This is a genomic window from Microbulbifer sp. VAAF005 (assembly GCF_030012985.1).
Taxonomy (GTDB): Bacteria; Pseudomonadota; Gammaproteobacteria; order Pseudomonadales; family Cellvibrionaceae; genus Microbulbifer.
On sequence record NZ_CP120233.1, the window covers coordinates 1,089,954 to 1,115,966 of the forward strand.

The window sequence follows — 26,013 nt, forward strand, 5'->3', positions numbered from 1 at the left end:
GTCACTTGGGACGAAATCAAAAATTCGCCCCTTGAGGCAAGTTCTCTATGCACGTTTTACTCCCTTAACCTCAACCTGCGAATATAAAAGATAATTGAAGGATTAGGCAAAAATCATATTTGAGGACAATTGGTAAAACTTCATTTCTTTTGACTCACCATATCTAATGCATACCTGTATGAATCCTTCACATCATCCCTTAAAGAATTGATCCCGATACTAGTAATTATTTCCTTATAATGAGTATCTGATGGATTCTGCAACCATTTCATCATAATATTATTTTTCAGCATCATATTACTCAGCCGTTCATCTCGCAATGAGTCAAATTTCCCCTGAAGAAAATGAATCCCCTGTAGTTCTACAGTATTCCTTACAATCTGCTTTGAAATATTACTGACATCCGGCTGGGTGGCATCTTCAACTTTCTCACTCATTGCTATCTCCTTGCTGCTTGTCTTTGACTTCCAATTCAAAACCTGTTTTTGATATATCCGAGAACGATTTAGTCAAGGCATCATTAACTTCACGGCATATATCCATAATTGACTGCTGCAACTCTTGCCCCAGATCGGTATCTGTGCCCTGGCTCGTAATGAGCCTATCAAGTTGCTCCTCAAAATCTTCCGGCAAGTAACTGTTAAAATCAGGCTCATTATCAGACATACATAGAATCCTCTATCCCATAAGCTTTGATAACAACAACATCAAAAAACTCTGAACTACTGCCACAATCAATTGAATATGAGCAACAATAATAATCAGCAGAAAGAACAAGTTTAGTGGCTGCATCAACCATTTTTGAAAAGCTTTACCGGCAATAGTGGAGGTTTGCAGAGCGGTATCCCGTAAATGATCAGCCGCTGATTGAACCAAAAAAGAGGAAGACATTTTCTTCCCTTCTTTTGCAGCCCCCTTCATCATCCATTGATCTTAAAGATCGACAATTTTATTCAGTTGCTTTGTCATCAATAGCATTCGCTGATTTCGTGCATTCACTTGATCTTGTAAAGTAGTCTCTACCGCACTATTGATAGAACGCTGGAGGTAAGCACTTGACATGACATCAATAAGCCTTCCCTTTTCTCCGGAAAGCTCACGAATAGTTAATGTATCTTCCGACTTCGCCATAGATTAACCCTCATAATCAATTAAATAAGTTGATTTACTGTACGTACACTTACCGCAGACATCTGCAATATAGAATTTGCTGTAGCCTGCATTTGTGTCGCACCAGTATGAGTAAACTCTCGAACTTGCAATTTTGACAACGCCGACAAATCTCTCAAACTATCCAGATGAAGACTCAACGCCGCAGAGGTCGCCATCTGGTCCACTACTTTCCCTGACAGCCGGTCTCGAAATGTATCGCTCATAGCATGCTCCTTGCATAAAAGGGACAGTGATGGATTCACTGCCCCCCTTTAAGGCTTGCCAGCCTTATTTACCACCATCCATAATATAGTTAACTGCTTTTGCACCAGCCGCCGCCATTTGTGTCATTGCATTGGAGGTGGCTTGCATCTGAGTAGCACCCGTATGGGTAAACTCTCGAACCTGTAGCTTGGAAAGGGCAGATAAATCACGTAAGCCATCCAAGTTCAGACTTTGTGACGAAGAACTAGTCGTCTGGTCAGATACTTTTGGATCTACACGATCACGGTAAGGTGAAGGCTGAATGCCATCCTCTGTTTTAGTTTCATCAGACATAATTTTTTCCTATCAAAGTTAATTACAAGCCCAGTTATTGGGCTCTAGCACTGTATTTGAATCAGTATTTACTGATAATCAGGAAGCTTTTCCCTGTTAGTAATCAGTTGACAGGGAAGAAGACTTACGCTCTTTACTTTTAACGCTACCGCCTAATACAGAATTTACTGCCGTAGCACCCGCCGCAGCCATTTGTGTCATAGCATTAGATGTGGCTTGCATTTGAGTAGAACTCGTATGAGTAAACTCACGAACTTGCAACTTAGATAGTGCAGATAAATCACGTAAGCCATCAAGATTTAAGCTTTGCGCAGTACTTCCAGTAGTTTGATCAGAAACTTTTGGATCTAGCCGATCACGGTAAGGCGCCGGATCAATTCCTTCCAACTTATTATCACTTTCATCAGCCATGTCATTTCCTTTTTAAAGACTTGTATGTTTGCAGCAATCACAGACTATTCGTCATCGAAGATTCAGTTAATTAGGAAATAGTTCCCGATTTATATAAAGAGTGATATTGACAAATATTCTCAGTCATCAATAACTGAGGAATAAACCATGATCCATACAAATAGATTGTGGATGTTATTACCTACTATGTTAATCTTGATTAGCGTTTCTATATCTATCAGTATTCCATCTAAAAAACGTTTGGATGTCATCCAAGAGTCAGGCATTCTGACCGTAGCTACGCGCATGAATGGCGTGGGGTGTTACCTTCACCAAGACCAACCTGCTGGATTAGAGTGTGACCTATTACAAGCTTACGCAAACGTTTTAGGCCTAAAAATAGATTTTCAAAAGGCGGCCTCAATAAATGAAGTCCTGACTATGGTTAGGAATGGAAAGGTAGATATAGCAGCATCAGATCTGACTCATACTAGCAGTAGAGAAAAAAACCTGGTATTTAGTAGCACACTTTTTGAAACACGGGAAGTAATTGTACAAAGAACAAAACCTGCACTAATTAACTTTGAAGAACTCAGAGGAAAAGTATTAACCATACATACCGACAGCGCTTACCTGGAGGAAATTACGACATTTGCAAAGTCAAAAAATATTCCTTTACGATTCCCCACTAATCCTGACAATAGTTTAGCAATAACCATAACTCCCGCATCCTCAAAGATATCAGTACTTGAATTAATAGACGCTGTAAGCACAGGAGAGATAGATTTTACAATCGCCGATGAACATATCGTCAATGGAAGTAATGGATACAATCAAAATTTGGACACATCATTTGTATTTGGAGTAAATCGGCGTATTGCGTTTGCATTAGATAAGAATAGCGATAGCTCACTACTTAACTCCTTAAACAATTGGCTAGAAGGCGATGAAGCTCAGTCCATAATTAAATCTCACCTCACCCGATTAAGATTTCGAAAAGAAAGCGGACGAGATTTATATGTGCCTCCCAAAGGTTCCTTAAGCCCATGGGACAAGCTATTTAAACGTTTCGAAACTGAACCATTTGATTGGGTGTGGCTTGCCGCTCAAAGCTCAGCAGAATCAAACTTCAAATCAGATGCAGTATCTCGCGCTGGAGCACAGGGACTAATGCAATTAATGCCTGAAACAGCTAAAGAGATGGGGGTAATTGATAGTTTTAACCCAGCACAAAATATTAAGGGTGGAGTTAAATACACCGTAAAACAGTACGAGCGATGGAGACATTTACCTGTACAAGACGCAATGGCTTTTACATTTGCATCTTATAATGCAGGCGCTGGACACGTGCTAGATGCCCAGCGACTAGCTAAACAAGCAGGAGAAAACCCTAACCAATGGTTCTCAACCAATAGAAGTAAAGGTGTTGAAGACTATATCGTATTACTCCAAAAAGCGGACTTCTACAATAATCCAATAGTTCGATATGGCTATTGCCGTGGTGCAGAAACCCGTCTATATGTTCGCAAGATATTCACTCAAGAAAAGAAATACAGAACCCGACTTAGAAGTATAAATACAAGCAAAAAATCACCTCAAAACGCCGAACAATCGCTATTAGTCACACACTGACGCTCACAACCCCAAATGGAAAGAAGCCCTATGAAAAGGCCAAGTTTTTTACAGTTTTACTTCAGTTTTGAGGGGAACGTAACCCGGAAGCAGTTTTGGCTATTTTTTATACTCCCAGTAGTCTATATACAATTGACCTTAGGTCTCGTTTTGGAGTTCGGTGGTTTTAACTATAGCAATTACAGTTGGAGGGCTGCTGAAATAGTGTTCGCAGCTATCTTTATTCCGCTTCAAACATCTATAGCCTGGGCCACGTTTACAGTATGCAGTAAACGCCTTCAGCGCTCAGGACTCCCACGCCGCATGCTGCTAGTCGCACTTCCGGGAATTGGGGCAATATGGGTTCTTGCAGAATTGCTTCTCGCTCCTGACGAAATCAACCCACCAAAATACAAATAGATCACTAAACCACAAGGAATTTTCCACTATCAAATCGATACAAATAATCTAAGCTATCGAGCATCTCATGAAAGTAGAAATTCACACGGGAAACTAATTAGCCAATATATATTTCACATTAAGAAATACAAACACACTACAACCAAGCCCGTAAGAAAACTTCCGACTACCCCCTCTCAAAGGAATCACGACAATCTTTCACAGAAAATACGACAAGGAGGACACCAGCAACACAAGAATAAAAGTTAAACACAAAAAATAGAACCATCTTTAAAGTGGAGATATAAAACCCTACAATTACTACAGAACTAAAAAGTGCTATCAACTTGAAAAAATACGCTAATCCATACTCTTACGCCTCACCTTTTTATCTTCCAGTGCAAAGTTTATCGGCGTTTAAACTATATAGATAGCTTTGAGAATAAATACTTCCGCTCTGATCTTATTGTTAATCACTATGGATTTTCCAACTTAAGAACACTTTGGATACAAGATCAGCTTAGGCTGGCAACTTTATGACTAAAGGAGTTTAAATAAAATATCAGGCATTACCATGTATTCCCCCGCTTAAAAAGGTGCCAATCTCACACTCCAGTTTATTATTAATTATGCACCCATCTTAAATTCCGTAGAATATAACCTAATGACTCTAGCTCTACAGCGCAACAAAATCTGTTGCTGCAGCTAATTACCCCTAGGACCATGAGGTAAGCATTCAGTAGCACTACAATGGCGAGAGCCTTTACCTAACAATGCAATCACCAATATTACCATGTATTAATTCAGCGCAACTGGACAAATCACCAACCTTACCAAGAGTTACCCGGAAAACTATTAACTTGCAAACCTCTTTTTTGAAATTTAAAATCCAGCGGCCTTAGAAATACATATCCCCGCCTCCCCCTTTAGAAAAAGGGGCTTGCTAACACATCTTCTTAGAAAAATTAATACATCAATAATGACTTTAACACCGATAAAAACGGCCAGTTTCAGTGCTCATTCGGTACAATCCCGAGAAACTAATACTGCCAAAAGGTGTATAGGGAAAAATTCCTTTTTATTTACAAACTTCACAAGTATGCATCTCAATACACAGGGAAACGTTTCACTCTACGCCACAAGATATAGTTAATCGTACCCTCGTTAATAGCTTTATCTGACAAGGACGACGGTATGAAGCAAGAGAACCATAACCGCTTGCACAATGCGGAGATTGATCACAAGAAGTTACCAGATCTGATGCAAGAACTTATCGAACTGATTGGCTATGCAGATATGTTCATTCTTATTTCCACATTTGGGGGGCAAGATGTCTATATCCCCAAATACCCAACAAGAAGCAAACTTATTGACATACTGCCAATCAAGTCACTACAGATCCTTAGCGTCGCCTATGGTGGTACTTATCTTACCTTACCAACTTCAAGGCAGATCGACATCCAAGAGCGTAATCGTGAGATTTTACATGCACTGCAAGGAGGGGAGTCCAGGTCAACCGTAGCCAAAAGATTTGGCCTGGGAATAAGACAAGTGGCAAACATAAAAGCAAGTGGGAAACCTCCAAGTACTCACTAAAGCATTACTATATAAAAATATTGTCACAAGTATTAATGCATGCTTAACACGAGATAGGAGCGCCACTTTAGTATCTAGCGGCGCTTCCTAAGCAGCTAGCTCATACTATTTGCCTGGAGAAAGCTGTGTCACTTTCCCTCAAAACCAATAATTCATATTTGTTTCGATCAGGAATTTATATTTACACCCGACAAGTACAAACACGAAACTCCAGCTTAATTATGAAAAGAAAATAAAATTACATACATATAGAAATAATTTGGAAGGCAAACTAATCAAAGTTATTCAATTTTTTAACTACCTCAAACCACCACAACTATTTCTTCCCTGCCTCTACCCAGCTTAATCTAGTTATTCTCGCTCGATATTCTTGCAAATACATTCATCCTGAACACCTCTTCCCATTGGTCGCTCAGTCACCATAGAATGGCAGGTAGGAAAATAACAGGACACCCCATTATGCGGATTGCCCAGATTCTGGTTTCACTACTTCTTACCGTCAACTCTAGTAGTTCTACGGCTACAACACTTATCCATAACATTTCCGGCTACCATACTACGGATAGCGATCTTATCCAGTTTAACGCTATAGCCTTCGAGCAAGGTAAGGTATTAGAAACCGGAGAAATAGCTGAGCTATATAATAAGTACCCCAGTGCAAAAAAAATAGATGCCCAAGGCAAGACACTATTACCTGGCTTAATTGATGCCCATGGACATATGTTGGGCCTTGGGCAGCTCACTGGAGAATTAGATTTACGAGATCACTCTCTCGCGGAGTCATTGTCAGCAATTAAACAGTACTCAAAAAACCTGGGACCCAATGAGTGGCTGGCGGGCCGCGGCTGGAATCAGGTTACCTGGCCCGACAAATCTTTTCCAACCCGCAGGCATCTCGATGAATTGCAAATAGACCAGCCAATCTGGTTACGCAGGGTCGATGGACACGCAGGCTGGGCTAATAGCAAAGCTTTAGAGCTAGCAGGGATTAACAAGGATACCCAATCGCCAGAGGGAGGCGAGATTTTGCGGGATAAGGACGGCAAACCGATAGGCATATTGATCGATAACGCCATGAGCCTGATGCATAAGGCGATACCCGCACCCACTTTGGCCCAACAAAAAAGTAGCTTACAAAAAGCTTTTTCCACCGCTCTCTCTCTGGGGTTGACCAGTGTCCATGATGCTGGCATCAATGAGCAGACCCTCCACGCCTATCAGGAATTAGCCGAAAGGAAGGCCATTCCTTTACGTATTTACCCTATGCTTTCAGTAGAGAGCCACAACTATGCTCAATTACTGCGGGCGGGACATATTGGCGAGCCATCAGACCGCCTGTATCTGCGCAGCATCAAACTTTCCGCCGATGGCGCACTTGGCAGCCGAGGCGCAGCCCTGCTGGAGCCCTACCACGACCGCCCTCAGGAAAAGGGGCTGCTGCTCTACCCGGAAGACAAAATGTTGACTTTGCTCAAGCTAGCTACCGACAATAACTTCCAGGTTAACGTACATGCGATCGGCGACAGGGCTAACCATATCGTACTGAACCATTTGGAAACCCTAAACAAGGCAGAGAGCCAGGCTAGCCATCGTCATCGAGTGGAGCACGCCCAGGTTATTGAGGTGGAAGATATTCCGCGCTTCGCCCGGCTCAACCTGATTGCGTCTATGCAACCCACTCACGCTACCAGCGATAAGAATATGGCCAGCGACCGCCTGGGGAATGAACGCCTGATCGGCGCCTACGCCTGGCAGACACTACTGGAACAAGGCACCCCTATAGCCGCAGGCTCCGACTTCCCTGTAGAACCCGCGAACCCCCTTTTTGGATTACACGCCGCCGTTACTCGTCGCGATCGCCAGGGTAACCCCAGTAAAGGATGGCGCGTAGAAGAAACCATGACTCTGGAACAAGCTCTGCGCGCTTTTACACTGGATGCAGCCTATGCCAGCCATCAGGAAACAGTCATCGGCAACCTTGAAGCCGGAAAATTCGCCGATTTTATTTTGCTGGACAAGGATATTTTTACCATAGATCCTCAAGAGATCTGGAAAGTACAGGTTCTAGAGACCTGGATTGAGGGAGAACAAGTTTACCGTAAATCCCTATAGCCAGATACTGAGCATCAATTTCCTCAGAATCTCAAGCCTATGGATACTGCCGAAAGGCAGTATCCCATATAAACGCCAACTACCCTCACTATTTCGTGAATAGACTTGTATTACAGTATTTCTATACTATTTTTTGTGCATACTAGATAAATTTATGAATAAAGCGCACAAGGGCTAATGTCACTAGTAGAAACAGTATCGAGCGCGCTATGAAATACACCCAAATACCCGTAAGTGATGCTCCCTTATATCTTTTGCTTGAAGCAGACCCCTCTAAAAAGAAAATAGACACTTATTTACCCGAGTCATGGTGCTTCGCCGCAATTGATGCAGGTACCGTGGAAGGTATTTGCGTAGTAAAAGAAATCGACACAGCAATCGCTGAGATTTTTAATATTTCAGTGTCCCCTGAAATGCGACAGCAAGGGATTGGCTCAAAACTTTTAAAGTTCTCTCTTTCAGAGCTCAGCTCCAAAGGGATTCACAGGGTAGAGCTGGGAACCGGTACTTTTGGCTATCAGTTAACTTTTTATCAGCACCATGGATTCAGGGTAGAATCTGTCAACAAAGATTATTTTTTACACAATTATGATCAGCCCATTGTCGAAGACGGGGTTCAACACAAAGATATGTTGCGACTTTCACTAGATATTACAACTAGGCGCCAATAAAACTGTCAACACTCAGTCCCTACCCAGAATGGCAGACTCGCACCTTTTAATCATCGCTCAAGTATCACTCAGCGCGCCAAGCTCAAAGTCATCGAAAAGCTAATCGACTCTAAGTGGCAAAAATCCTTTCGACTAATCTAACTTGACCAACCAAATATCAACAATTAATCATCCACCTTAAATACTGTATATAAAAACAGTAAAATAATATAACAAAACCTAGGGAACTACTATGTCAGTAAAGCATGAATGGCGAAGAAAAATATCTCTACATCCCTAAAACTCAACCTGAAGTTATTGAGGCCCCAAAACTCAATTACATCACTATTCATGGGGAAGGAAGCCCCGCCGAAGAGGCGTTTACGAGCCGTATCGGCGCCCTATATTCCTTGGCTTATGCCATCAAAATGCTTCCCAAAAAAATGGATGAGAAGCCGAGTGGATACTTTGATTTCACAGTCTACCCATTAGAGGGAGTTTGGGATATCAATAATAAAGCTAAGGAGAGTTATTCTGGGGAGATCAAGAAGGAGGATTTCGTCTATAAGCTGATGATACGTCAACCTGATTTTGTCAAACTACCTTTATTCAAGGAAATACTTAACTACGTTAAAAAAAATCCACTGCTGAATCAAGTTAACTTTGAAACTATTTCAGAGGAAAAGTGTGTACAAATGCTCCATTTAGGGAGATTTGAAGATGAGCCAATTAGCTTTGAGAAAATGGAAGCCTTTACTAAAGATCAGGGCTTAAATCGCCTATCCAAGGTACACAAGGAAATTTCTCTTTCTGATACCAGGAAGGTTGTACCGGAAAAATTGAAAACAGTGTTGAGATTTCGGGTTGGCTAAACAATGGCTTATTTTCAGCCCACAGCTAACCTTTGTCATCAGATCCTGCCTGTATCCCAAAGCTTATTTTAGTACCAGCTACGCACTAACTCTTATAAAGAAATCCTTCAAATCTGAAAGCCATTAATAAAGTTAAACATCGGGAATATATTCAAAATAATTATGTTTCCAGCTAAATTAATTAGCGACTGCGGCGAAACAAGCAAAAAAACTTCACAGAGGGTGAAATAAGAAACCAGCTGAAACACTCACAGACCAAGTTAAATCAAAAAAAGCCGCATCGAATGATGCGGCTTTTTCGTCACGGGGACTATTGCTAATTAGTCCTTAACAGCTACCGTGCTCGCTTTCTTTTCAGGGATCGGGAAGCCTCGATCGCGCATTAACGCTTCGATATTGGCATCGCGACCACGGAAAGAGCGATAGGCATCTGCCGGGTCCAGGGCGTTGCGAGGGGCGAATAAGTATTTCACCAGTCTCGCCGCTACGTCCTTATCGTAGAAGCCGCCATTGGACTCGGCGAATGCCTCAGAAGCATCCGAAGTCAGTACGTCAGCCCACATGTAGCCGTAATAGCTAGCTGCGTAGCCTTCACCGGAGAAGATATGGCCAAAGTGAGGGGAGCGGTGACGCATAACCAGTTCATCCGGCATACCCAGCTTTTTCAGGGTTTCACGCTCAAATTTGTCTGGATCAATACCTTTAGGATCAGCGGTGTGGAACTTCATATCCACCAGTGCAGATGCCAGGTACTCCGTAGTGGCAAATCCTGAGTTGAACTTGGCTGCTTTCTTGATCTTTTTCACTAAGTCTGCCGGAATTGGCTCACCGGTCTTATAGTGCACCAAATAGTTATCGATAACTGCATCGGTAGACAACCAACGCTCCAGCAACTGGGACTGGAACTCGGTGTAGTCACGCACACCACTGTTCAGGGTCGGGTAGGTTACATTGGAGGCGAGGAAGTGCAGCGCATGGCCAAACTCATGGAAGAAGGTCTCAGCGTCATCCCAGCTTACTAATACAGGCTCACCCGGAGCCCCCTTGATAAAGTTGGAGTTATTGGAAGAAAGAACATTCTTCTTGCCATCAAAAGTTGAGTGGTCGCGGTACATGGTTGCCCAGGCCCCAGAGCGCTTACCTGAACGGGCAAATGGGTCCAGGTACCAGAGGCCGATATGGTCACCACTGGTCTTGTCGGTAACTTCCCAGACCTTAACGTCTTCATGGAATACCGGCACCGTGCCTTCCTTCACTGGAGTGAACTCAAAGTTGAATAGCTCTCCAGCTACATAGAACATAGCTTCACGCAGGTTATCGAGCTGCAGGTACTGCTTCACTTCATCAGAGTTCAGGTCGTATTTGGCCTTGCGAACTTTTTCCGCGTAGTAGCGATAATCCCATGGCTCAATAGTGATATTGGCTTTCTCGGCATCAGCCACAGCCTGCATATCAGCCACTTCTTCTTTTACGCGAGCCACTGCAGCTGGCCATACCGCTTCCATTAAGTCCATGGCACGCTCTGGCGATTTGGCCATACGGTCACGCAAGCGCCACTGGGCGTAATTGTCGAAGCCTTGCAGGCCAACGCGCTCATCGCGCAGCTTCAGGATTTCAGCGATGATAGCGTTGTTATCGTGCTCATCACCGTTGTCACCCCGGCTGTAGTAGTTGGTCCAAACCTGCTTACGTAGCTCGCGATTGTCTGAGTAAGTCAGGAAGGGGTCCATGGAAGAGCGAGTATTGGTAATAGCATACTTACCTTTTTCTCCCTTCTCTTCCGCCAGTGCAGCCGCTGCGGCAACAAAGGAATCCGGGAGACCGCCCAACTGGTCTTTGGTCAGGAAGATATCGTAGCCTTCCTCATCTGCGAGAACGTTATTGGAGAACTTCGTGTAAAGCTCTGCCAGGCGCTTATTGATCTCTGCATAGCGCTCTTTCTTTTCCCCTTCCAGGGTAGCGCCATTCGTTGCGAACTGGGTATATACCAGCTCAACAACACGTTTTTGCTCCGCGTCCAAATCCATAGACTCACGCTGGTCATAGATAGATTTGATACGCTTAAAGAGAGCCTTGTTTTGGTAAATCTTGGACTCAAAATCAGCCCAAAGAGGTGCCAATTCGCGTTGGACATTGCGGAATTCAGGGGAAGACATGTTCCCAGCCCAAATTCCGTAGTAAGAAGATGCGCGGCCCAACTCAGCTCCACTGCGCTCCATCGGCACAAAGGTATTGGCAAAGGTCGGTTCAGCAGGGTCTGCCGCAATGGCGTCCAGCTCTGCCAGGTTCATCTCTATTCCCTTTTTAATCGCGGGCTTGAGATCTTCAAGATTCATCTTGTCAAACGCAGGAACACCACCAAAAGGGCCTGTCCACTCCGCCAAAAGCATATTGCTGGCGTGCTCAGGACTAACAGCCATGGACTTCTCCGCATTCACGGTATCTTTGACCACCTCAGCCTTTTGTGCCTTTTCACCACAACCGCCCACTACCGCAAGAGCTGCAGCCACGGATAGTGCGATCAATGTTTGACGCATTGGTATCTCCTCTAAGATAGAGCTTTGTAATAGTTTTAAGAGCGGGAGTTTAACCCCAGTTGGCCTATGCCCGCCAATACTACCGCCATTCTCAGCCATGACTGCGGCAAAGTGAAAGAAATACGCGATAACTTCCTAAAAATTTGACTATAGAGTCTGAGCGAAATAACTCCCCATACAGCGTCCTCTCGATTGCAGCCCTGATACGGCCACAACAACAGTTTCGACCTAAAGCTTTTACCCGGTCATAGGTAATTCTTCCTATCATCAAGATGCACCTTAAGTCTCGCCCAAACAACCCCTCAACAGTGATTCGTAACAAGCGCCACTCTTTTCCATTGTGTATTTTTAAAGATTGTTATCTCGCACCTATTAGTACATAAGCATCATGGGCACATGATTGCTCAGATTGAAAACCAGGTTTTGCTCAATGCAGTAGCTGGCCTTTAGGTCTACCCCGATTTAAAAACCAGCACAAACATGGCCGACAGATTTAAATGAACTTAAGAAATCCTATTTCTATTTATAATTAGCAGAAACTTTTATCTTACGAAAAATATCATTCCAATGTAAAACCCATAATCATTTAAAATAGTTTCCCTTAATAAAAGCTATTTGACGACAACCAAATACCGCATTAAAAAATTTTTCATATACATCAGCGAACTTTATAATAACACTTGCAGTCGCAGGAATACTTTTACGCATTTTATGCGATTTTTTATAATTATTCCCATTAAAAAATACTATAGAAACTTCAAAACAATATTTATCTAACCGAGACAAATCGGGCAATATTTAAACGAAACGCAGGTGCTCTTTTTCAAGCACAAATAACAAACCCGGAAATCTGGTTTTTTACCCTATTAAATCACTCGTTCAACTGATTAAAAGTTAAGGACAGACTCATGCAGAAGAAATCCAGTTTACCTCTAAGCGCAGCTATAGCAGTGTTGGCAATGGGTATTACCACAGGCTCACAGGCTCAGACTGTTAGCTGCGGTGATGTAATAACTACACCTACCACTCTCGACAGTGATTTAACATGCACTATTGCTGATGAATTTTCTGTCGCCATAGCAATAGAAGGGCCATCTGGTAGCTTAACAATGGGCGATTACAGCCTGACTTGTTCTACCAATGAATTTGGCACTGGTATTATTTTACTCGGGAGTGGTGCCCGACTTACCGGGGGGAGTGTAATCAGTTGCGGAGATGCCGTGACTCTTGGAGGAAACGGAAACCATTATGTCACTGGTGTCACTATCACGGACTTTGGTGATGATGCTGTTTATGTCGAAAGTGACTCCAACGTAGTTAGCAATATGCATATTGTTGGCGATGGCACAGACTCCGATGAAGGCATTGATATTCAGGGGAATAACAATCTCGTCAACAGCAATATCATTGAGTTTGCCGGTGACGAAGGTATTGAGGTTGGAGGAGATTACAACACGGTGACATCTAACGAAGTTTACTACTCTGATAATGACGGCATAGAGATTGATGGCATCTTTGCGCATGTGACGAATAACATTACCGCTTACAATGGCAGTAGTGGCATTGAAATTGATAGCGACAACGGTACTATCTCGCTAAATAATGTTTCTGATAATGAGGAAGGGGGAATCAATCTAGATCAAGGCGACAGTAATAGTATCTCCAATAATAATGTCGTTAACAATGGCACTAATGGGATATTCATCTTGGATGATGAGCCCACCAACAATACTATTTCTGGTAACGTATCACAGGGCCAAACCTTCGACTTATTTGATCCACTTGATCCCGACTGTACTGACAGTAATACCTGGCAAAACAATACATTTACTACATCTGACCCCTCTTGTTTAGATTAAATGCTTGAGGGAATTTGAAAGCAAGCAATTCAAGAACTTATAAATAGCCAATTTCCTTGCTAACCCACCTTAAGGCGATTCTCTTCCCCAAAAGAGGATCGCCATTTAATCAAAATATTGCACACCCACAACCATCAACAAATAGTTTTACTGTCGACATTAGCAGACAACTCAAACCCGCCCCAACAAAAAGAGACTATATCCGACAGATCAAAAGATACAGACACCTGAGATTACTCCGCTAAATACTCTTAATAAAAAATATCTACACTTGTTAAATCTGTTAAAAGGAGTTAGACATGTTGCACCCCAACCATTACCTTAAAATTCTATCCGCAGCGCTACTTTCTCTAGGTGCTTCCGTATCACCAAGTATTAATGCTGTAGAATGCGGCGATATCATTACAGAGCCAGCAACACTAACAGAAGATTTAACCTGTTCAATCAGCGATCCAAATAGCGCAGCTCTCACTATTCAAGGACCAAGTGGCAGCCTATATATGGCAGGATTCTCACTTACCTGTTCCGGACTGGATCAGTCAAACGGTATAGTCCTTACAGGCTCATCCGGTGAACTATCCACTGGCACAATTAATGGCTGCAACGACGCAGTTGTGCTATCAGAAGGTGGGCTTCATACTGTATACGGCATTAACATTTTACTTCCGCTTGACGACGCCATTGTAGTAAGCAGCAACAGCAATACGGTTATTGGGAACTTCACATTAGGCGATGGAAGTGATTCAGATGATGGAATTGATATTAACGGGCATTACAATTTTATCTCTCAAAATGTTATTGAGCTTTCGGGCGACGAGGGTATGGAAGTAGATGGCATTGCCAATACAATAATAGATAATACTATTACAGGCTCAGATAGTGATGGCGTCGAATTAGATGGAGACTTCTCTATTTTTATATCAAACACAATCCTAAGCAACGACAATTCAGGTATTGTTATTGGAGGAAGTTCATGCACCATTTCAAATAATACTGTAATAGGAAGTGGATCCTCTGGGATTACATTACAAAGCTTAGCTTCCAATAACAGCATTACCCAAAATACCAGCAGTAACAATGGTGCTTATGGTATTTACGTTGCAGGCGTGGATACTACAGGCAACAGCATTGTTTTTAACACTGTAACAGGAAATGGAATATTCGACCTTTTCGACTTATTCGAGACTGAAGATTGTAGCAACAACAATAACCTTTGGTCAGGAAACACATTCTCAAGTGCCTACCCAAACTGTCTAGAGTGAATTCCTGACAATCTAAAAGGGTTATTGCTTTTACTATTTGTGAGTAATAACCCTATTAGGATCATCAAGGCAGCTGAAACTACAAGATTAATCGTGCAGTCAGTCAGATCAAGATAACTATGAGACAACGGCATCCATCTCAATCTCCACTAACCAATTAGAGTCAATAAACCCCTTAACCTCCACAAAAGTACAGGCAGGGCGAATATCTGAAAACAGTTCCCCATGTGCCCTGGCCGCATCTTCCCAGCGCTTTATATCAACTAACATAATCCGGGTTCTAATAACGTCAGGCAGATGTCCACCAGCCTCCTTCAGAGCAGTGACAGCAATATCCAAGCAGAGTTTGGTCTGGCCATAAACATCACCGATAAAGGCAGTTTTGCCCTCCGATATAGGAGCGGTCCCCGATATAGCGATTTGCCCCCCGATCCTACAGGCTCTTGAAAACCCTATGGGATTCTCAAGGTATGAACCGGAACTTACCAATTTTCTCACTTTAACTCCTTTTAACGAGTAAATACGGCTATTTTATTTCCATCCAAATCCCTAAAATAGGCCCCATAAAAAGATTCCGAATTCCTATAGCCTGGATCACCTTCAGATGTCCCTCCAAGTCCAAGCGCTAGAGAAAAAATCTTGTCGACTTTATCAATACTGCCAACCTTAAGGGCTAACATTGTACCGTTACCAATACTCGCCGGCTTTTCATCATAGGGAGCAGTAACAGCAAGTTTTGTGGAGGAGCCTTTAAACTGCCAGAAAATAACTGTATCAGAGTGATAAACTTCCTCTGCAGCAATAGGGGCTAAAATCTTGCAATAAAACAGCCCCGCCCTGGGCAAGTTATTTGTACCTAATGTTATATGAGAAATCATGTCGTAAAGCACCCTATTCGAAAAGTAAAACCTAAGATTTTATGGTCTAACCGCTAAAGCAACTACTGTATTTCAAAGTTTTCAATCCGTGATCAGGTCTCTATTTAGTGAGAACGGCACCTCCAGATTATTGCCCCTACCTAAAATCTACAAATTCCCAGTAGTCAACGGGCAGGTTTCATATTGGCACAGCTGGTGATCAGGACCGAACTCAAACCGGCCTTTAATTTCATTTAAATACTCCAACAGTGCCGAGACTCTCTTGGGCTTATTGACTCCGGGCCGATAGACTACATAAATTGGCATAAATATCGCGTGCCATTCAGGAAATATTCGTATTAACTCCTGCTTCTCCAACTCGCAGATCATGCTGTTAACCGGAATTTGAGCTATTCCCACCCCGCCAGCAGCAGCCCTTATTGCCGTTTCTGGATTGCCACAATGGAAGTTACTTCGCACTTCGATAGATTCCGTTTTGTTTTCGGATACCAGAGTCCAAAAAGCAGACTCAGGGGCAGTCCCGGCTGTAATACAATTGTGCTGCCTGAGCTCCTGGGGTGACTCAGGTATTCCGTACTCCCTTAAATAGTCCGGACTGGCTACCAGAACCTGAGTCGTATACCCGATTTCTTTCGCCACCAAACGGTCATCGGCGATCTGCCCGACACGAATTGCCAGGTCTATACCCTGAATAAACAGGTCATCAAAAGTGTTGGATAGCTCCAGCGAGATTTGGGCTTTCGGCCACTGCTGGAGAAATGGAGGGAAAATATACTGGGCCAGGTAGCTCCCCATGGCCGGGGGGCCGATACACGCAGCAACCCCTGTACTTGCTGCTCTATCTCCCGCACATCCTCGCGCAAGGATTTAAACTCCTCCACCAGTAAAGAGGCCCGGCGAAGGGTAACCCTACCCGCATCAGTAATCTCAATTTTCCGTGTAGAGCGCTCCAGCAGCTTGGCTTGCAGTTGCTCTTCCAGCTTCGAAATGGCTTTGCTCACTGTAGATTTGGGCAGCCCTAGCTCCTCGGCACACTGGGTGAGACTCAGCAGTCTGCAAGTGGTCACAAAGATCGATAAAGTTCGAAAGTCTATAGTTTCCAAATCGCGAACAATCAATTTCCAAACACCTTATTGTTTCCAATAAATTGTGAGCTTAGTCTGTGCGCCATCGATAGACAACTGCTTTTCGTGACAACATTGAGGCACACAAGATGACTGCGACACAGGATCTGTTTACAGGTATTCAATTAGGTGATGTAAAGCTTGCCAACCGTGCGGTGATGGCCCCCCTGACCCGCGCAAGAGCTGAAAACCACGTACCTACCCCTTTAATGGCTGAGTACTATGCACAGAGGGCTGGCGCCGGCCTGATTATTGCCGAGGCAACTATGGTGGCAGAGGGAACTTCAGCCTTTATTTCTGAGCCAGGTATCTACTCCCAGGAACAGATCGAAGGCTGGAGACAAGTGACTGACGCCGTTCACGAGAGAGGCGGCAAGATATTCCTGCAACTTTGGCACGGTGGGCGAGCCAGTCACCCCGATTTGAATAATGGCACAACGCCGGTTGCAGCCAGCCCAATCGCCATTGACGATACGGTTCACACACCGGACGGAAAAAAACCTTACACCACCCCAAGATCCCTTGAAACTGTGGAGATCCCAGGAATTATCGCGGCTTTTAAACAGGGAGCAATCAATGCTAGAGATGCTGGCTTCGATGGAGTTGAGGTTCATGGTGCAAACGGCTATCTCTTGGACAGTTTTTTGCGGGATGGCTCAAACCTTAGAACAGACGAGTACGGAGGGTCTTTAGAGAATCGTGCACGCTTGCTGTTTGAAGTTCTGGAAGCCGTTATCGAAGTTTGGGGCTCCGGCAAAGTTGGATTGCGAACTTCTCCCCTAAACGGATTCAACAGCATGCGCGATAGCGATCCTGAGGGGCACACTCGCTGGTTTGCATCAAAATTGAATGAATATAATTTGGCCTACTGGCACTTGATGCGAGCCGACTTCCTCGGCGAGCAACTCGGAGATATATTGACTCCAGCAAGGGAACTGTATCAGGGCAATCTGATTGGCAATATGGGGTACGGGCGAGATGAGGCCAATACAGCCATTGGGCAGCAGCAAGTAGATGCGGTTGCCTTCGGCGTTCCATTCCTGGCGAACCCGGACCTGCTAAAGCGTTTTAAAGCCAATGCGAGCTTAAATGAAGCAGACCCAAACACCTTCTATACCGGTGGCGCAAACGGATATACCGATTACCCCACAATGCCCTAACCTTTAAGGAGCAAGCAGCTAGGTCGCCTTAAGCGGGCGACCTGCTTTCCGTACTCGGAGCACCAGCAGCCTCGGAGCGGATCTTCACGTTATTAATCAGTGAGACCAATACAAAACTCAGCAGCATCAGTAGATACCATGAACTGAGTTTCGCCAGAGATACCATATGCCATTCATGGGATTGATTAGGGTAAATCCATATATTTGCAAAAGTAGCAATATTTTCAGCAATCCAAATAAACAGTGCTACCAGCAGCCACCCCAAAAGAAGCGGCATAGAGCGATGCTTTTCAACGATCTTAAAGTAAATATTAGTTCGATAAAACATTAACACTGTTCCCGCTAGTAATGCCCAGCGGAAATCCCAGATATAGTGATGTGTAAAGAAGTTGACATAGATAAACACAACCAGAACAACTGTCAGCAATTTCGATGGATAGTGAGAATATTCAAATTCAAAAATTCGCCACACTCGAGCAATGTAACTGCCCACTGCGCTATACATGAACCCTGTAAACAGTGGCACATTACCAACCCCAAAGAAGTACTCTTCCGGGTAACTCCATGAGCCAATAGCGTCAGATGTCTTAAATATCTCCATGACGGTCGCAACGACATGAAATACGACAATAACTATTGACTCCCTGAATGTTTCCAGTTTTGTCGCTAGAAGAAAGACCTGAAAGGCTATAGCAGCCAGAAAGATAAAGTCATACCGGTGAATCGATTCCAGTGGATACCAATAGTTGGTGACAATCATAATTCCCAGCAAGAAGCCACCGAAAATGCAGGCATAAGCCTGCCTCAAGCCAAACAACCAAAGCTCACGAATATAGCGTTTCAAATCCACACTTGATAACACTGCAAACAACACCTAAGTGGAAAATTTCTGTGGCTTCAAGCCTACCGATTCCATTACCCTTCTATCTTTAGAAAAAACTATCTGACATTTATGTTCTTAAATCCAAACTCTTTATTCCCGGCCTTAAAACCGAGATTCAAGATTTCAGTATAGTTCTCAGGGACTTCAAAAAACACGATTTCCAGCTCGGCCTCAGAACCGCGAGGAAGCTCCAGATAGACCATCCCCCTCACTTCCTGTCCACCTCTAAATGCCTCATATTCCTTGAAGACAGCGCCATCTTTCATAATCAGACGCCAGGAGGAAAGCCTGACTTTCTGCCGACTTCTCCGATTAGTCACTGTCATACGGCACTGCACTGTACCGCCCTGCCTTACACAATGATTGTGATGGATCTCGGCCCCTTGCAGGTAAACAACACCACCTTCAGAAGTCGTTTTTGGAAGCCCCGCAGCAAAATCTGGACTGTGATACTCCTTCCCCAGAATAAAAAATGAAAAACAGGAGATCGAATAAGCCAAAACCACAACCACACCAAATAGGTAGCGATTTTTTAAGTAGCTCCAAATACACAGAGATAGCGAAGTGCACACAATCACAATAGCTATAAAGGCTACAAAATACTCAGGGCGCCATATGCCGTATAGGTAAATCATGGGCTCAGGAAATAGATACTGGGTAAGCGCCCATAGCACTGCTACTAATGCCGACAATACGCCCAATATTTTTGCAGCCAAAAACTTCCTGCGACTGACTGAGTAATGTCCCTCTACCATATCTGTCATTTTACTTTATCCCTATACAACCAGCGTCAAGCTGGTTAGCTAGCACTGCTGACAAGTCACCTAAGCTTCAAGTCAGTGCAAAATGGTACATGATACAGATTTAAAGACCGAAATCGATTACACCTTATTTCTAAGATTTTCCGAGCAATCTCGATTATAATTTGAACACCACACTCTTCGACAATCTTGAGATTTGCTCTTTCTGCATGTGAACATGACATAACTATATTGAAAATATAGTCATGCCAGTTATAGAGAGGGGAATGAAATACCAGGGGATTAATCAGAAAGGGAGCTGCCTCTCCTCCTACAAACCAAGGCTCCTGCACATAGAATAAATTCCAATCGGCGGGTATCAACAGCGCAATAGATCATCCTGACAAATGCAGGTTACCGCACGCACAACGGGCCAATATAGTAATCTTCAACAACAGTTTGCCAGACGAGATAACCTAATCATCGCTACTGTAGGAGCTGCCGTTCGAACTACTACCTGAATCACTATCATACCAACCATCATCCTCCCCCTACTGGAGGAACCGGACCATCGTGCCATTAAACCTACACCAAGCACGACTAGCATTATCGCATAAATATCGATCTCTATATTGATTGCCCTGTAAACTCCAAGGCATACAAGACTTAAACCTAGCAAAAATTCCAGAGTACGCACTATTACACCACCTTTCCATTAATCAGAAACTCCATCATTGAATTTTTTAGGTAAAGCCAGTACCCCACCTAACTCACCCAAATACCGCAGCATCAAACAAAACTCAACATCCACACATTCAAGGAAATACCCACAAGAATCAGGATTAGCTTGACTGTCAAAAAGTGACGTATATTACCTATCCGGAGAAGGCTTATATTTTCAAGATTAACTTTCTTATGGACATCCATGCCCGTCTCTTTAATCTGAGTATTGTAGTTTCGAGAAGTTATTCCCTCCAAATCACTTGCAGCCTCAACAAGAAAAGAAGATAACTTACCTCCAACCTCATGAATTGGCAGCTTGATTTCGCCTGATTTCTTATGCCCCTCAGTAACCACAAGCAAATCATCACCCTCTATACTTGCAGAGACTAAAGCCCCCTTAATGTTCGCGGCCTTATATCTGACTGTGGCCTCAATAGCATCCCGCTGTGGCAATCGATTTAACTGGAAAGATAAAGGACGAATTGTTTTTTCTAGAGGTTTAGTTGCAAAACAAAAACCAGCTACACTTAATAACACACCCCAATAAGGCATTTCAAAGTAGCCACCAAGAAGAATAATTAACGCGCACCCCATCATCAGCGCAGAAAATGGCAAGAATAGCTGCCTTACAATACTATCCACCTTTAACAGCATAAATGAATTGATCTTCTTCATATCCACCCCCAAAGATTGTCATTATCAGTTAACCCATGGAATTATCAGCATTAACCTTTGAAATGCAAACCGGGCATCTCTTTACAATGAAGAAGGCAACCAGGGAAGGTAAATTAGCGGTAATTTTACACAGGGAAAATAAAAAACCCCTTACCTAAACCAAAGGGCCAAGATAAGGGGTTTTAGATTCAAGATCTCTGAACTATGGCGAACTGCAATTCAAGAAATTCGACCTGCTCGCAACCATTCAGAAACACAAAATGCCAACTCCAACACCTGATCGGCATTCAAACGCGGATCGCATTGGGTGCGGTAACAGCTAGCTAAATCTGACTCAGAAATTTTCCAGGCACCACCGGTACATTCGGTAACATGCTGGCCGGTCATCTCCAGGTGGATACCGCCGGGATGACTTCCCTCAGCCCAATGCACTGAAAAGAACTCACGAATTTCCCGCAGGATTTTATCAAAATCCCGCGTTTTATAGCCGTTACCCGCTTTAACGGTATTGCCATGCATCGGGTCCGTACTCCAGACCACTGAGCGCCCTTCCGCCTGCACAGCGCGCACTAAAGCCGGTAGCTTTTCACCCAGGGTATCGGCACCCATCCGGGTGATCAAGGTGAGGCGACCCGCATCATTCTCAGGATTAAGTTTATCGATCAAACGCAACAACTCATCCGGCTGCATATTGGGGCCAACTTTCACCCCAATCGGATTGCAAACGCCAGAAAGAAACTCCACATGAGCACCATCCAGCTGTCGTGTGCGCTCACCAATCCACAACATATGTGCAGAGCAGTCATACCACTTACCAGTGAGGCTATCGGTGCGAGTCAGCGCTTGCTCATATTCGAGTAGAAGTGCTTCGTGAGAGGTATAGAGTACCGTCTCACGAATTGCGGGGGTGTTTTCAGAGGTAACACCACAGACCGCCATAAATTCTAAAGCTTCCTGAAGGCGCTCAGCTAACTGGGCGTACTTCTCCCTCTGTGGATTATTTTTCAGGAAGCTGAGATTCCATTTGTGCACCTGATGCAGATCGGCCAATCCCCCCTGGGCGAAAGCTCGCAGTAGGTTCAGGGTTGCTGCCGATTGGTTATAAGCAGTTACCATCCGCTGAGGGTCAGGTATGCGCGCTTCAGCGGTAAAATCAATGCCGTTGATAATATCGCCACGGTAGCTGGGCAGTTCTACTCCGTTCACCGTCTCGGTGTTCGCCGAACGGGGTTTGGCATACTGGCCGGCCATTCTCGCAACTTTCACCACCGGCAGGTTACCGGCAAAGGTGAGCACGACAGCCATCTGCAACAATACCTTGAAAGTATCGCGAATACGGTTTGCATTGAAATCGGCAAAAGATTCAGCACAATCACCGCCCTGTAAAAGGAAGGCTTTCCCCTCGGCAACTTGAGCCAATTGACGGCGCAGCTCGCGAGCCTCTGCCGCAAAAACCAGGGGCGGATGACCAGAGAGCTGTTTAGCCACCTGGGCAACATCTTCGGCAGACGTGTATTGGGGCTGTTGATGTGCGGTGAAGTTTCGCCAGCTCTGGGGGGTCCAAATTTGGGTGGGGGATTCGGGCACTGGGACTCCTAGCTCAACTTCCATCTTTCACTCTTACTTCTAAAGGATAAATCTTAAGGGTGAGCATATTGCTCACCCCCAAATGTGCCGAAATTACAGCACGCTGGCAACGGCCTTGCAGAAGTATTCCATATTATTGGAGCTCAGGCCGGCAATACTGATTCGGCTAGAGTCCACCATATAAATGGAATAGTCTTTTTGTAGCTGCTGTACCTGTTCGGGATTGATACCCAGGAATGAGAACATCCCTTTCTGCTGGCGGATAAAGCCAAACTCACCGGCAGCGCCCGCTGCGGCGAGCCCTTCTACCAATCCAGCACGCAAACCGTTAATACGCTCGCGCATTTCGGTCAGCTCAGCTTCCCAGTTCGCTTTCAGTCCCGCATCAGTAAGAATAGATTCTACAATGGCAGCACCGTGGGAAGGTGGCATTGAATAGTTGCCACGAATAGCGCTCAGCATCTGGCTATGGCCTTTATCGGCAGCTTCACCATTCGCATAAATCACCATAGCCAGGCCAACACGTTCGCGATAGAGGCCAAAATTTTTCGAGCAGGAAGCCGCAACCAGCATTTCTGGAACAGATTCAGCCATCAAACGCAGGCCGTAGGCATCATCTTCCAGGCTCTCGCCAAAGCCCTGATAGGCCATATCGATAAACGGCGTGAAGCCCTGCTTTTGCGCCATTTCCGCCAACACTTTCCACTGCTCACGGGACAGGTCCGCACCACAGGGGTTATGACAGCAAGCGTGGAAAAGAACAACGTCGCCCTCTCCCACATCCTTCAGAGTCTCGACCATTTTGTCGAACTGCAGACTGCTGGTAGCGCGGTCGTAGTAGGGGTAGCTCTTGATTTGCAAACCCGCATTACCCAGAAGCGGCACATGGTTAGCCCAAGTGGGGTCACTCACCCACACGATTGCCCCGGCTTTGGCGCGATTAATCAATTCCGCCAGAACTCTTAAAGCACCACATCCACCGGGAGTTTGAGCTGAGCGAACGCGACCGCCCACCAACGCGGGGTGCCCGGCACCCAGTACCAGCTCCTGCATGGCGGTGCTGAAACCCGGAGTTCCGGCCGGGCCGATATAGGCCTTGGTTTCCTCACCCTGTAATAGGCGGGTTTCGGCTTCCTTAACGGCTTGCAAGACAGCGGTATGGCCTGCCTCATCTTTGTAAACGCCCACACCGAGATCAATTTTGCTGGGGTTTTCATCCGCGCGGTAGCTGGCCAAAAGGCCTAAAATCGGATCTGGCGGAAGGCTGTTTAAATGCTCAAACATCTGAAAACTCCTCTTAGTTATCTCATTTATTCATCAACGAGGCCGCGCTCAGACCATTCCTTCGCGCGCACCATTAACTTATCAATAATGCTATCCAGTTGTTCCCGCTCCTCAGTGGATAGGGATGCCATCAAGTCATTCTCGTACTGATGGGCCAGCGGTACTATGCGGGCATAAATATCACGCCCCAGCTCCGACAGGTTCAGCACTTGCCGGCGCCGGTCACCGGGATCTTCACTGCGTGTAATGTAGTCATTCTTTAACAGGGACGAGACGGCCCGACTGATTGCCACCTTGTCCATCGCCGTCTGCTCAACCAGCTCGGCGGCGGATAAATCGGGAAAACGGCCCAGAATTGCCATAACCCGCCAAGCAGGAATGGTGAGGTGGAAGCGCGCACCATAAGCTTGCGCAATAGCATTACTCACTCGGTTGGAAAGTACCGAGAGGCGGTAGGGTAAGAACTTTTCGAGGCGCAGCTCGTCGTTCTCAACAACGGTGGGTCGCGTGTTTTGTTCGATTGTCATAGCTGCCCTCAAACCTGCCTGCTCGGGTGTCCCGGTTGTACCTGATACTCAATTTAACTAACATTGGTTTCAATTGTAACCACTATCGGCACAAATACTTTCTGGAAAAGTTACCGGGCCATACGAAAAAATGGCCGGACAGTATAGGTTTTTTTGCACCATATTTGCGAACTAATTGGGTCTATGGCGCAAGAAATTTGCGTATAAGTGGCGCTGAGATGCTCAATTTTTCGCCACCCCTTCGAACCACCCGCACAGAAGCGAGGCCACGCCATGAAACAGTGGATCAGCTTTCCGCGAACGGAAGGAAATACAAGCCGCCAAGCCCATGCAGATTTCCCTCCCAACAGCTTTGAAAGGGAAATGGGCAAAGAGGGTTTTTTTGGGCCCTGCACCCACTTCTATCACCGCCATCCCCCCACCGGCTGGAGCCAGTTCGAAGGTCCACTGCGTCCCCACGCTTTTGATGCCACGCAAATGAAGCACAAAGGAACAAGCCCCTGGGATCAAAAGCCGATCCTGCGAAACCAGGATAGCCAGGTCGCCCTCTGGACCTGCCGGGAGCCTATGGATCATCTGGTGCGCAACGCTGACGGCGACCAACTCCTGTTTATACACAATGGGAGTGGCGACTTGTTCTGTGATTTCGGCCATCTCTCTATTCGCGATGGCGACTATATCCTGCTGCCCCGCGGCACCTTATGGCGCCTGACGCCGACAGAGGATGAGCCGCTGGAACTATTGATGGTAGAGGCGATAGGTAGCCATTTTCAGCTCCCCGAAAAAGGCATCCTTGGCCCCAATGCAATTTTTGACCAGGCGATGCTGGATGTGCCTCGTATAGATAAAGCCTTTCTCGATCAACAGGGCGATGATGAGTGGCGGGTTGTAGTTAAAGCCCGGCAACAGCTGTCGACCATTACCTACCCCTTCAACCCACTGGACGCCTGTGGTTGGACTGGGGACAACCTAACCGTTCGTATCAACTGGCGCGATATACGCCCGCTGATGAGCCACCGCTACCATCTACCCCCTTCGGCTCATACCACCTTTGTCGCACAAGGTTTTGTTGTAGCGACTTTTGTACCTCGCCCGATTGAGAGTGACCCGGGCGCACTCAAAGTCCCCTTCTTTCACAACAATGATGACTTTGATGAACTCATCTTCTATCACCGCGGTGACTTCTTTAGCCGCGACAATATTCATCCGGGGATGCTTACCCTCCACCCCATGGGATTCACCCACGGCCCCCACCCCAAGGCATTTGCTACCGGGGCCCGGCATGCGCGCAAGGAAACCGATGAAGTTGCTGTAATGATCGACAGCCGCACCCCCTGGGATATTCTCCCGGATGCCCATGCCGTGGAGCTAACAGATTATGTAAACTCCTGGAAGCCAAAGTGAATACAGCGCATCCAGACAACACCAAAAAGG

28 protein-coding genes are annotated in these 26,013 nt (G+C 45.2%); 10 read left to right on the forward strand and 18 right to left on the reverse strand.

Features of this window, described 5'->3' with window-relative positions:
- Positions 1 to 140: 140 nt before the first annotated feature.
- The 7 genes from P0078_RS04750 to P0078_RS04780 all read right to left on the reverse strand — a co-directional run bounded on the left by P0078_RS04750 (position 141) and on the right by P0078_RS04780 (position 2,121).
- A complete protein-coding gene (locus P0078_RS04750; protein WP_282933330.1) occupies positions 141 to 437 on the reverse strand; it encodes a hypothetical protein in 297 nt (98 codons plus the stop codon).
- Positions 430 to 666, reverse strand: coding sequence for a hypothetical protein (locus tag P0078_RS04755; protein WP_282933331.1), 237 nt, complete (start codon positions 664 to 666; stop codon positions 430 to 432). Before P0078_RS04755 ends, P0078_RS04750 begins: the two co-directional genes overlap by 8 nt.
- Before the next feature lie 12 nt (positions 667 to 678).
- Positions 679 to 924, reverse strand: coding sequence for a hypothetical protein (locus P0078_RS04760; protein ID WP_282933332.1), 246 nt, complete (start codon positions 922 to 924; stop codon positions 679 to 681).
- 9 nt (positions 925 to 933) lie between these two features.
- Positions 934 to 1,131: a hypothetical protein gene (locus P0078_RS04765; RefSeq protein ID WP_282933333.1), complete on the reverse strand. Its 198-nt coding sequence runs from the start codon at positions 1,129 to 1,131 to the stop codon at positions 934 to 936.
- A 20-nt stretch (positions 1,132 to 1,151) separates the two neighbouring features.
- Positions 1,152 to 1,376, reverse strand: coding sequence for a hypothetical protein (locus P0078_RS04770; protein ID WP_282933334.1), 225 nt, complete (start codon positions 1,374 to 1,376; stop codon positions 1,152 to 1,154).
- A 64-nt stretch (positions 1,377 to 1,440) separates the two neighbouring features.
- Complete coding sequence (locus tag P0078_RS04775; RefSeq protein WP_282933335.1) at positions 1,441 to 1,710, reverse strand: hypothetical protein; 270 nt, start codon at positions 1,708 to 1,710, stop codon at positions 1,441 to 1,443.
- A gap of 96 nt (positions 1,711 to 1,806) precedes the next feature.
- Positions 1,807 to 2,121: a hypothetical protein gene (locus tag P0078_RS04780; RefSeq protein WP_282933336.1), complete on the reverse strand. Its 315-nt coding sequence runs from the start codon at positions 2,119 to 2,121 to the stop codon at positions 1,807 to 1,809.
- Between the two features lie 147 nt (positions 2,122 to 2,268).
- On the opposite strand from P0078_RS04780, the gene P0078_RS04785 reads away from it, so the two are divergent.
- The 6 genes from P0078_RS04785 (at position 2,269) to P0078_RS04805 (ending at position 9,340) form a co-directional block, all read left to right on the forward strand.
- Positions 2,269 to 3,732, forward strand: a complete 1,464-nt coding sequence (locus P0078_RS04785) for an MltF family protein (RefSeq protein WP_282933337.1) — start codon at positions 2,269 to 2,271, stop codon at positions 3,730 to 3,732.
- Positions 3,733 to 3,762: 30 nt separating this feature from the next.
- Positions 3,763 to 4,131 carry a DUF805 domain-containing protein gene (locus P0078_RS24490; RefSeq protein WP_353057047.1) on the forward strand — a complete coding sequence of 123 codons (369 nt, stop codon included), beginning with the start codon at positions 3,763 to 3,765 and terminating at the stop codon, positions 4,129 to 4,131.
- A 1,173-nt stretch (positions 4,132 to 5,304) separates the two neighbouring features.
- Entirely contained in the window at positions 5,305 to 5,706 is a 402-nt protein-coding gene (locus P0078_RS04790; protein WP_282933338.1) for a hypothetical protein, read from the forward strand.
- 459 nt (positions 5,707 to 6,165) lie between these two features.
- Positions 6,166 to 7,818, forward strand: coding sequence for an amidohydrolase (locus P0078_RS04795; protein ID WP_282933339.1), 1,653 nt, complete (start codon positions 6,166 to 6,168; stop codon positions 7,816 to 7,818).
- Between the two features lie 209 nt (positions 7,819 to 8,027).
- The gene (locus tag P0078_RS04800; RefSeq protein WP_282933340.1) at positions 8,028 to 8,489 is read left to right on the forward strand and encodes a GNAT family N-acetyltransferase; all 462 of its coding nucleotides are present in this window, start codon (positions 8,028 to 8,030) and stop codon (positions 8,487 to 8,489) included.
- Between the two features lie 245 nt (positions 8,490 to 8,734).
- Complete coding sequence (locus P0078_RS04805; protein WP_282933341.1) at positions 8,735 to 9,340, forward strand: GyrI-like domain-containing protein; 606 nt, start codon at positions 8,735 to 8,737, stop codon at positions 9,338 to 9,340.
- 320 nt (positions 9,341 to 9,660) lie between these two features.
- Here the strand turns inward: P0078_RS04805 and P0078_RS04810 are convergent, their stop codons facing one another.
- Positions 9,661 to 11,877: a M3 family metallopeptidase gene (locus P0078_RS04810; protein ID WP_282933342.1), complete on the reverse strand. Its 2,217-nt coding sequence runs from the start codon at positions 11,875 to 11,877 to the stop codon at positions 9,661 to 9,663.
- Positions 11,878 to 12,785: 908 nt separating this feature from the next.
- Between P0078_RS04810 and P0078_RS04815 the strand changes: the two genes are divergently transcribed.
- Positions 12,786 to 13,736, forward strand: a complete 951-nt coding sequence (locus P0078_RS04815; RefSeq protein WP_282933343.1) for a right-handed parallel beta-helix repeat-containing protein — start codon at positions 12,786 to 12,788, stop codon at positions 13,734 to 13,736.
- Between the two features lie 299 nt (positions 13,737 to 14,035).
- A complete protein-coding gene (locus tag P0078_RS04820) occupies positions 14,036 to 14,998 on the forward strand; it encodes a right-handed parallel beta-helix repeat-containing protein (protein ID WP_282933344.1) in 963 nt (320 codons plus the stop codon).
- 117 nt (positions 14,999 to 15,115) lie between these two features.
- Here the strand turns inward: P0078_RS04820 and P0078_RS04825 are convergent, their stop codons facing one another.
- From P0078_RS04825 to P0078_RS04840, 4 genes are all read right to left on the reverse strand, one after another.
- Complete coding sequence (locus P0078_RS04825; RefSeq protein WP_282933345.1) at positions 15,116 to 15,496, reverse strand: RidA family protein; 381 nt, start codon at positions 15,494 to 15,496, stop codon at positions 15,116 to 15,118.
- A gap of 11 nt (positions 15,497 to 15,507) precedes the next feature.
- A complete protein-coding gene (locus tag P0078_RS04830; protein WP_282933346.1) occupies positions 15,508 to 15,876 on the reverse strand; it encodes a VOC family protein in 369 nt (122 codons plus the stop codon).
- A gap of 147 nt (positions 15,877 to 16,023) precedes the next feature.
- Positions 16,024 to 16,671 carry a substrate binding domain-containing protein gene (locus tag P0078_RS04835; RefSeq protein WP_282933347.1) on the reverse strand — a complete coding sequence of 216 codons (648 nt, stop codon included), beginning with the start codon at positions 16,669 to 16,671 and terminating at the stop codon, positions 16,024 to 16,026.
- Positions 16,557 to 16,994, reverse strand: a complete 438-nt coding sequence (locus P0078_RS04840; RefSeq protein ID WP_282933348.1) for a LysR family transcriptional regulator — start codon at positions 16,992 to 16,994, stop codon at positions 16,557 to 16,559. The genes P0078_RS04835 and P0078_RS04840 overlap by 115 nt, the downstream gene beginning before the upstream one ends.
- A gap of 95 nt (positions 16,995 to 17,089) precedes the next feature.
- Here P0078_RS04840 and P0078_RS04845 point away from each other — a divergent pair, with 95 nt between their 5' ends.
- Entirely contained in the window at positions 17,090 to 18,160 is a 1,071-nt protein-coding gene (locus tag P0078_RS04845) for an alkene reductase (protein WP_282933349.1), read from the forward strand.
- A gap of 28 nt (positions 18,161 to 18,188) precedes the next feature.
- Here the strand turns inward: P0078_RS04845 and P0078_RS04850 are convergent, their stop codons facing one another.
- The 6 genes from P0078_RS04850 to P0078_RS04875 all read right to left on the reverse strand — a co-directional run bounded on the left by P0078_RS04850 (position 18,189) and on the right by P0078_RS04875 (position 24,579).
- Positions 18,189 to 19,004 carry a DUF817 domain-containing protein gene (locus P0078_RS04850; RefSeq protein WP_282933350.1) on the reverse strand — a complete coding sequence of 272 codons (816 nt, stop codon included), beginning with the start codon at positions 19,002 to 19,004 and terminating at the stop codon, positions 18,189 to 18,191.
- 95 nt (positions 19,005 to 19,099) lie between these two features.
- Positions 19,100 to 19,807: a hypothetical protein gene (locus P0078_RS04855; protein WP_282933351.1), complete on the reverse strand. Its 708-nt coding sequence runs from the start codon at positions 19,805 to 19,807 to the stop codon at positions 19,100 to 19,102.
- 765 nt (positions 19,808 to 20,572) lie between these two features.
- Positions 20,573 to 21,181 carry a hypothetical protein gene (locus P0078_RS04860; RefSeq protein WP_282933352.1) on the reverse strand — a complete coding sequence of 203 codons (609 nt, stop codon included), beginning with the start codon at positions 21,179 to 21,181 and terminating at the stop codon, positions 20,573 to 20,575.
- Between the two features lie 219 nt (positions 21,182 to 21,400).
- Positions 21,401 to 22,792, reverse strand: a complete 1,392-nt coding sequence (locus P0078_RS04865) for a class II 3-deoxy-7-phosphoheptulonate synthase (protein WP_282933353.1) — start codon at positions 22,790 to 22,792, stop codon at positions 21,401 to 21,403.
- Between the two features lie 69 nt (positions 22,793 to 22,861).
- Positions 22,862 to 24,052, reverse strand: a complete 1,191-nt coding sequence (locus P0078_RS04870) for an amino acid aminotransferase (RefSeq protein WP_282933354.1) — start codon at positions 24,050 to 24,052, stop codon at positions 22,862 to 22,864.
- Between the two features lie 26 nt (positions 24,053 to 24,078).
- Positions 24,079 to 24,579, reverse strand: coding sequence for a MarR family winged helix-turn-helix transcriptional regulator (locus P0078_RS04875; protein WP_282933355.1), 501 nt, complete (start codon positions 24,577 to 24,579; stop codon positions 24,079 to 24,081).
- Between the two features lie 273 nt (positions 24,580 to 24,852).
- Here P0078_RS04875 and P0078_RS04880 point away from each other — a divergent pair, with 273 nt between their 5' ends.
- Entirely contained in the window at positions 24,853 to 25,983 is a 1,131-nt protein-coding gene (locus tag P0078_RS04880) for a homogentisate 1,2-dioxygenase (protein ID WP_282933356.1), read from the forward strand.
- The last annotated feature ends 30 nt before the right edge of the window (positions 25,984 to 26,013 follow it).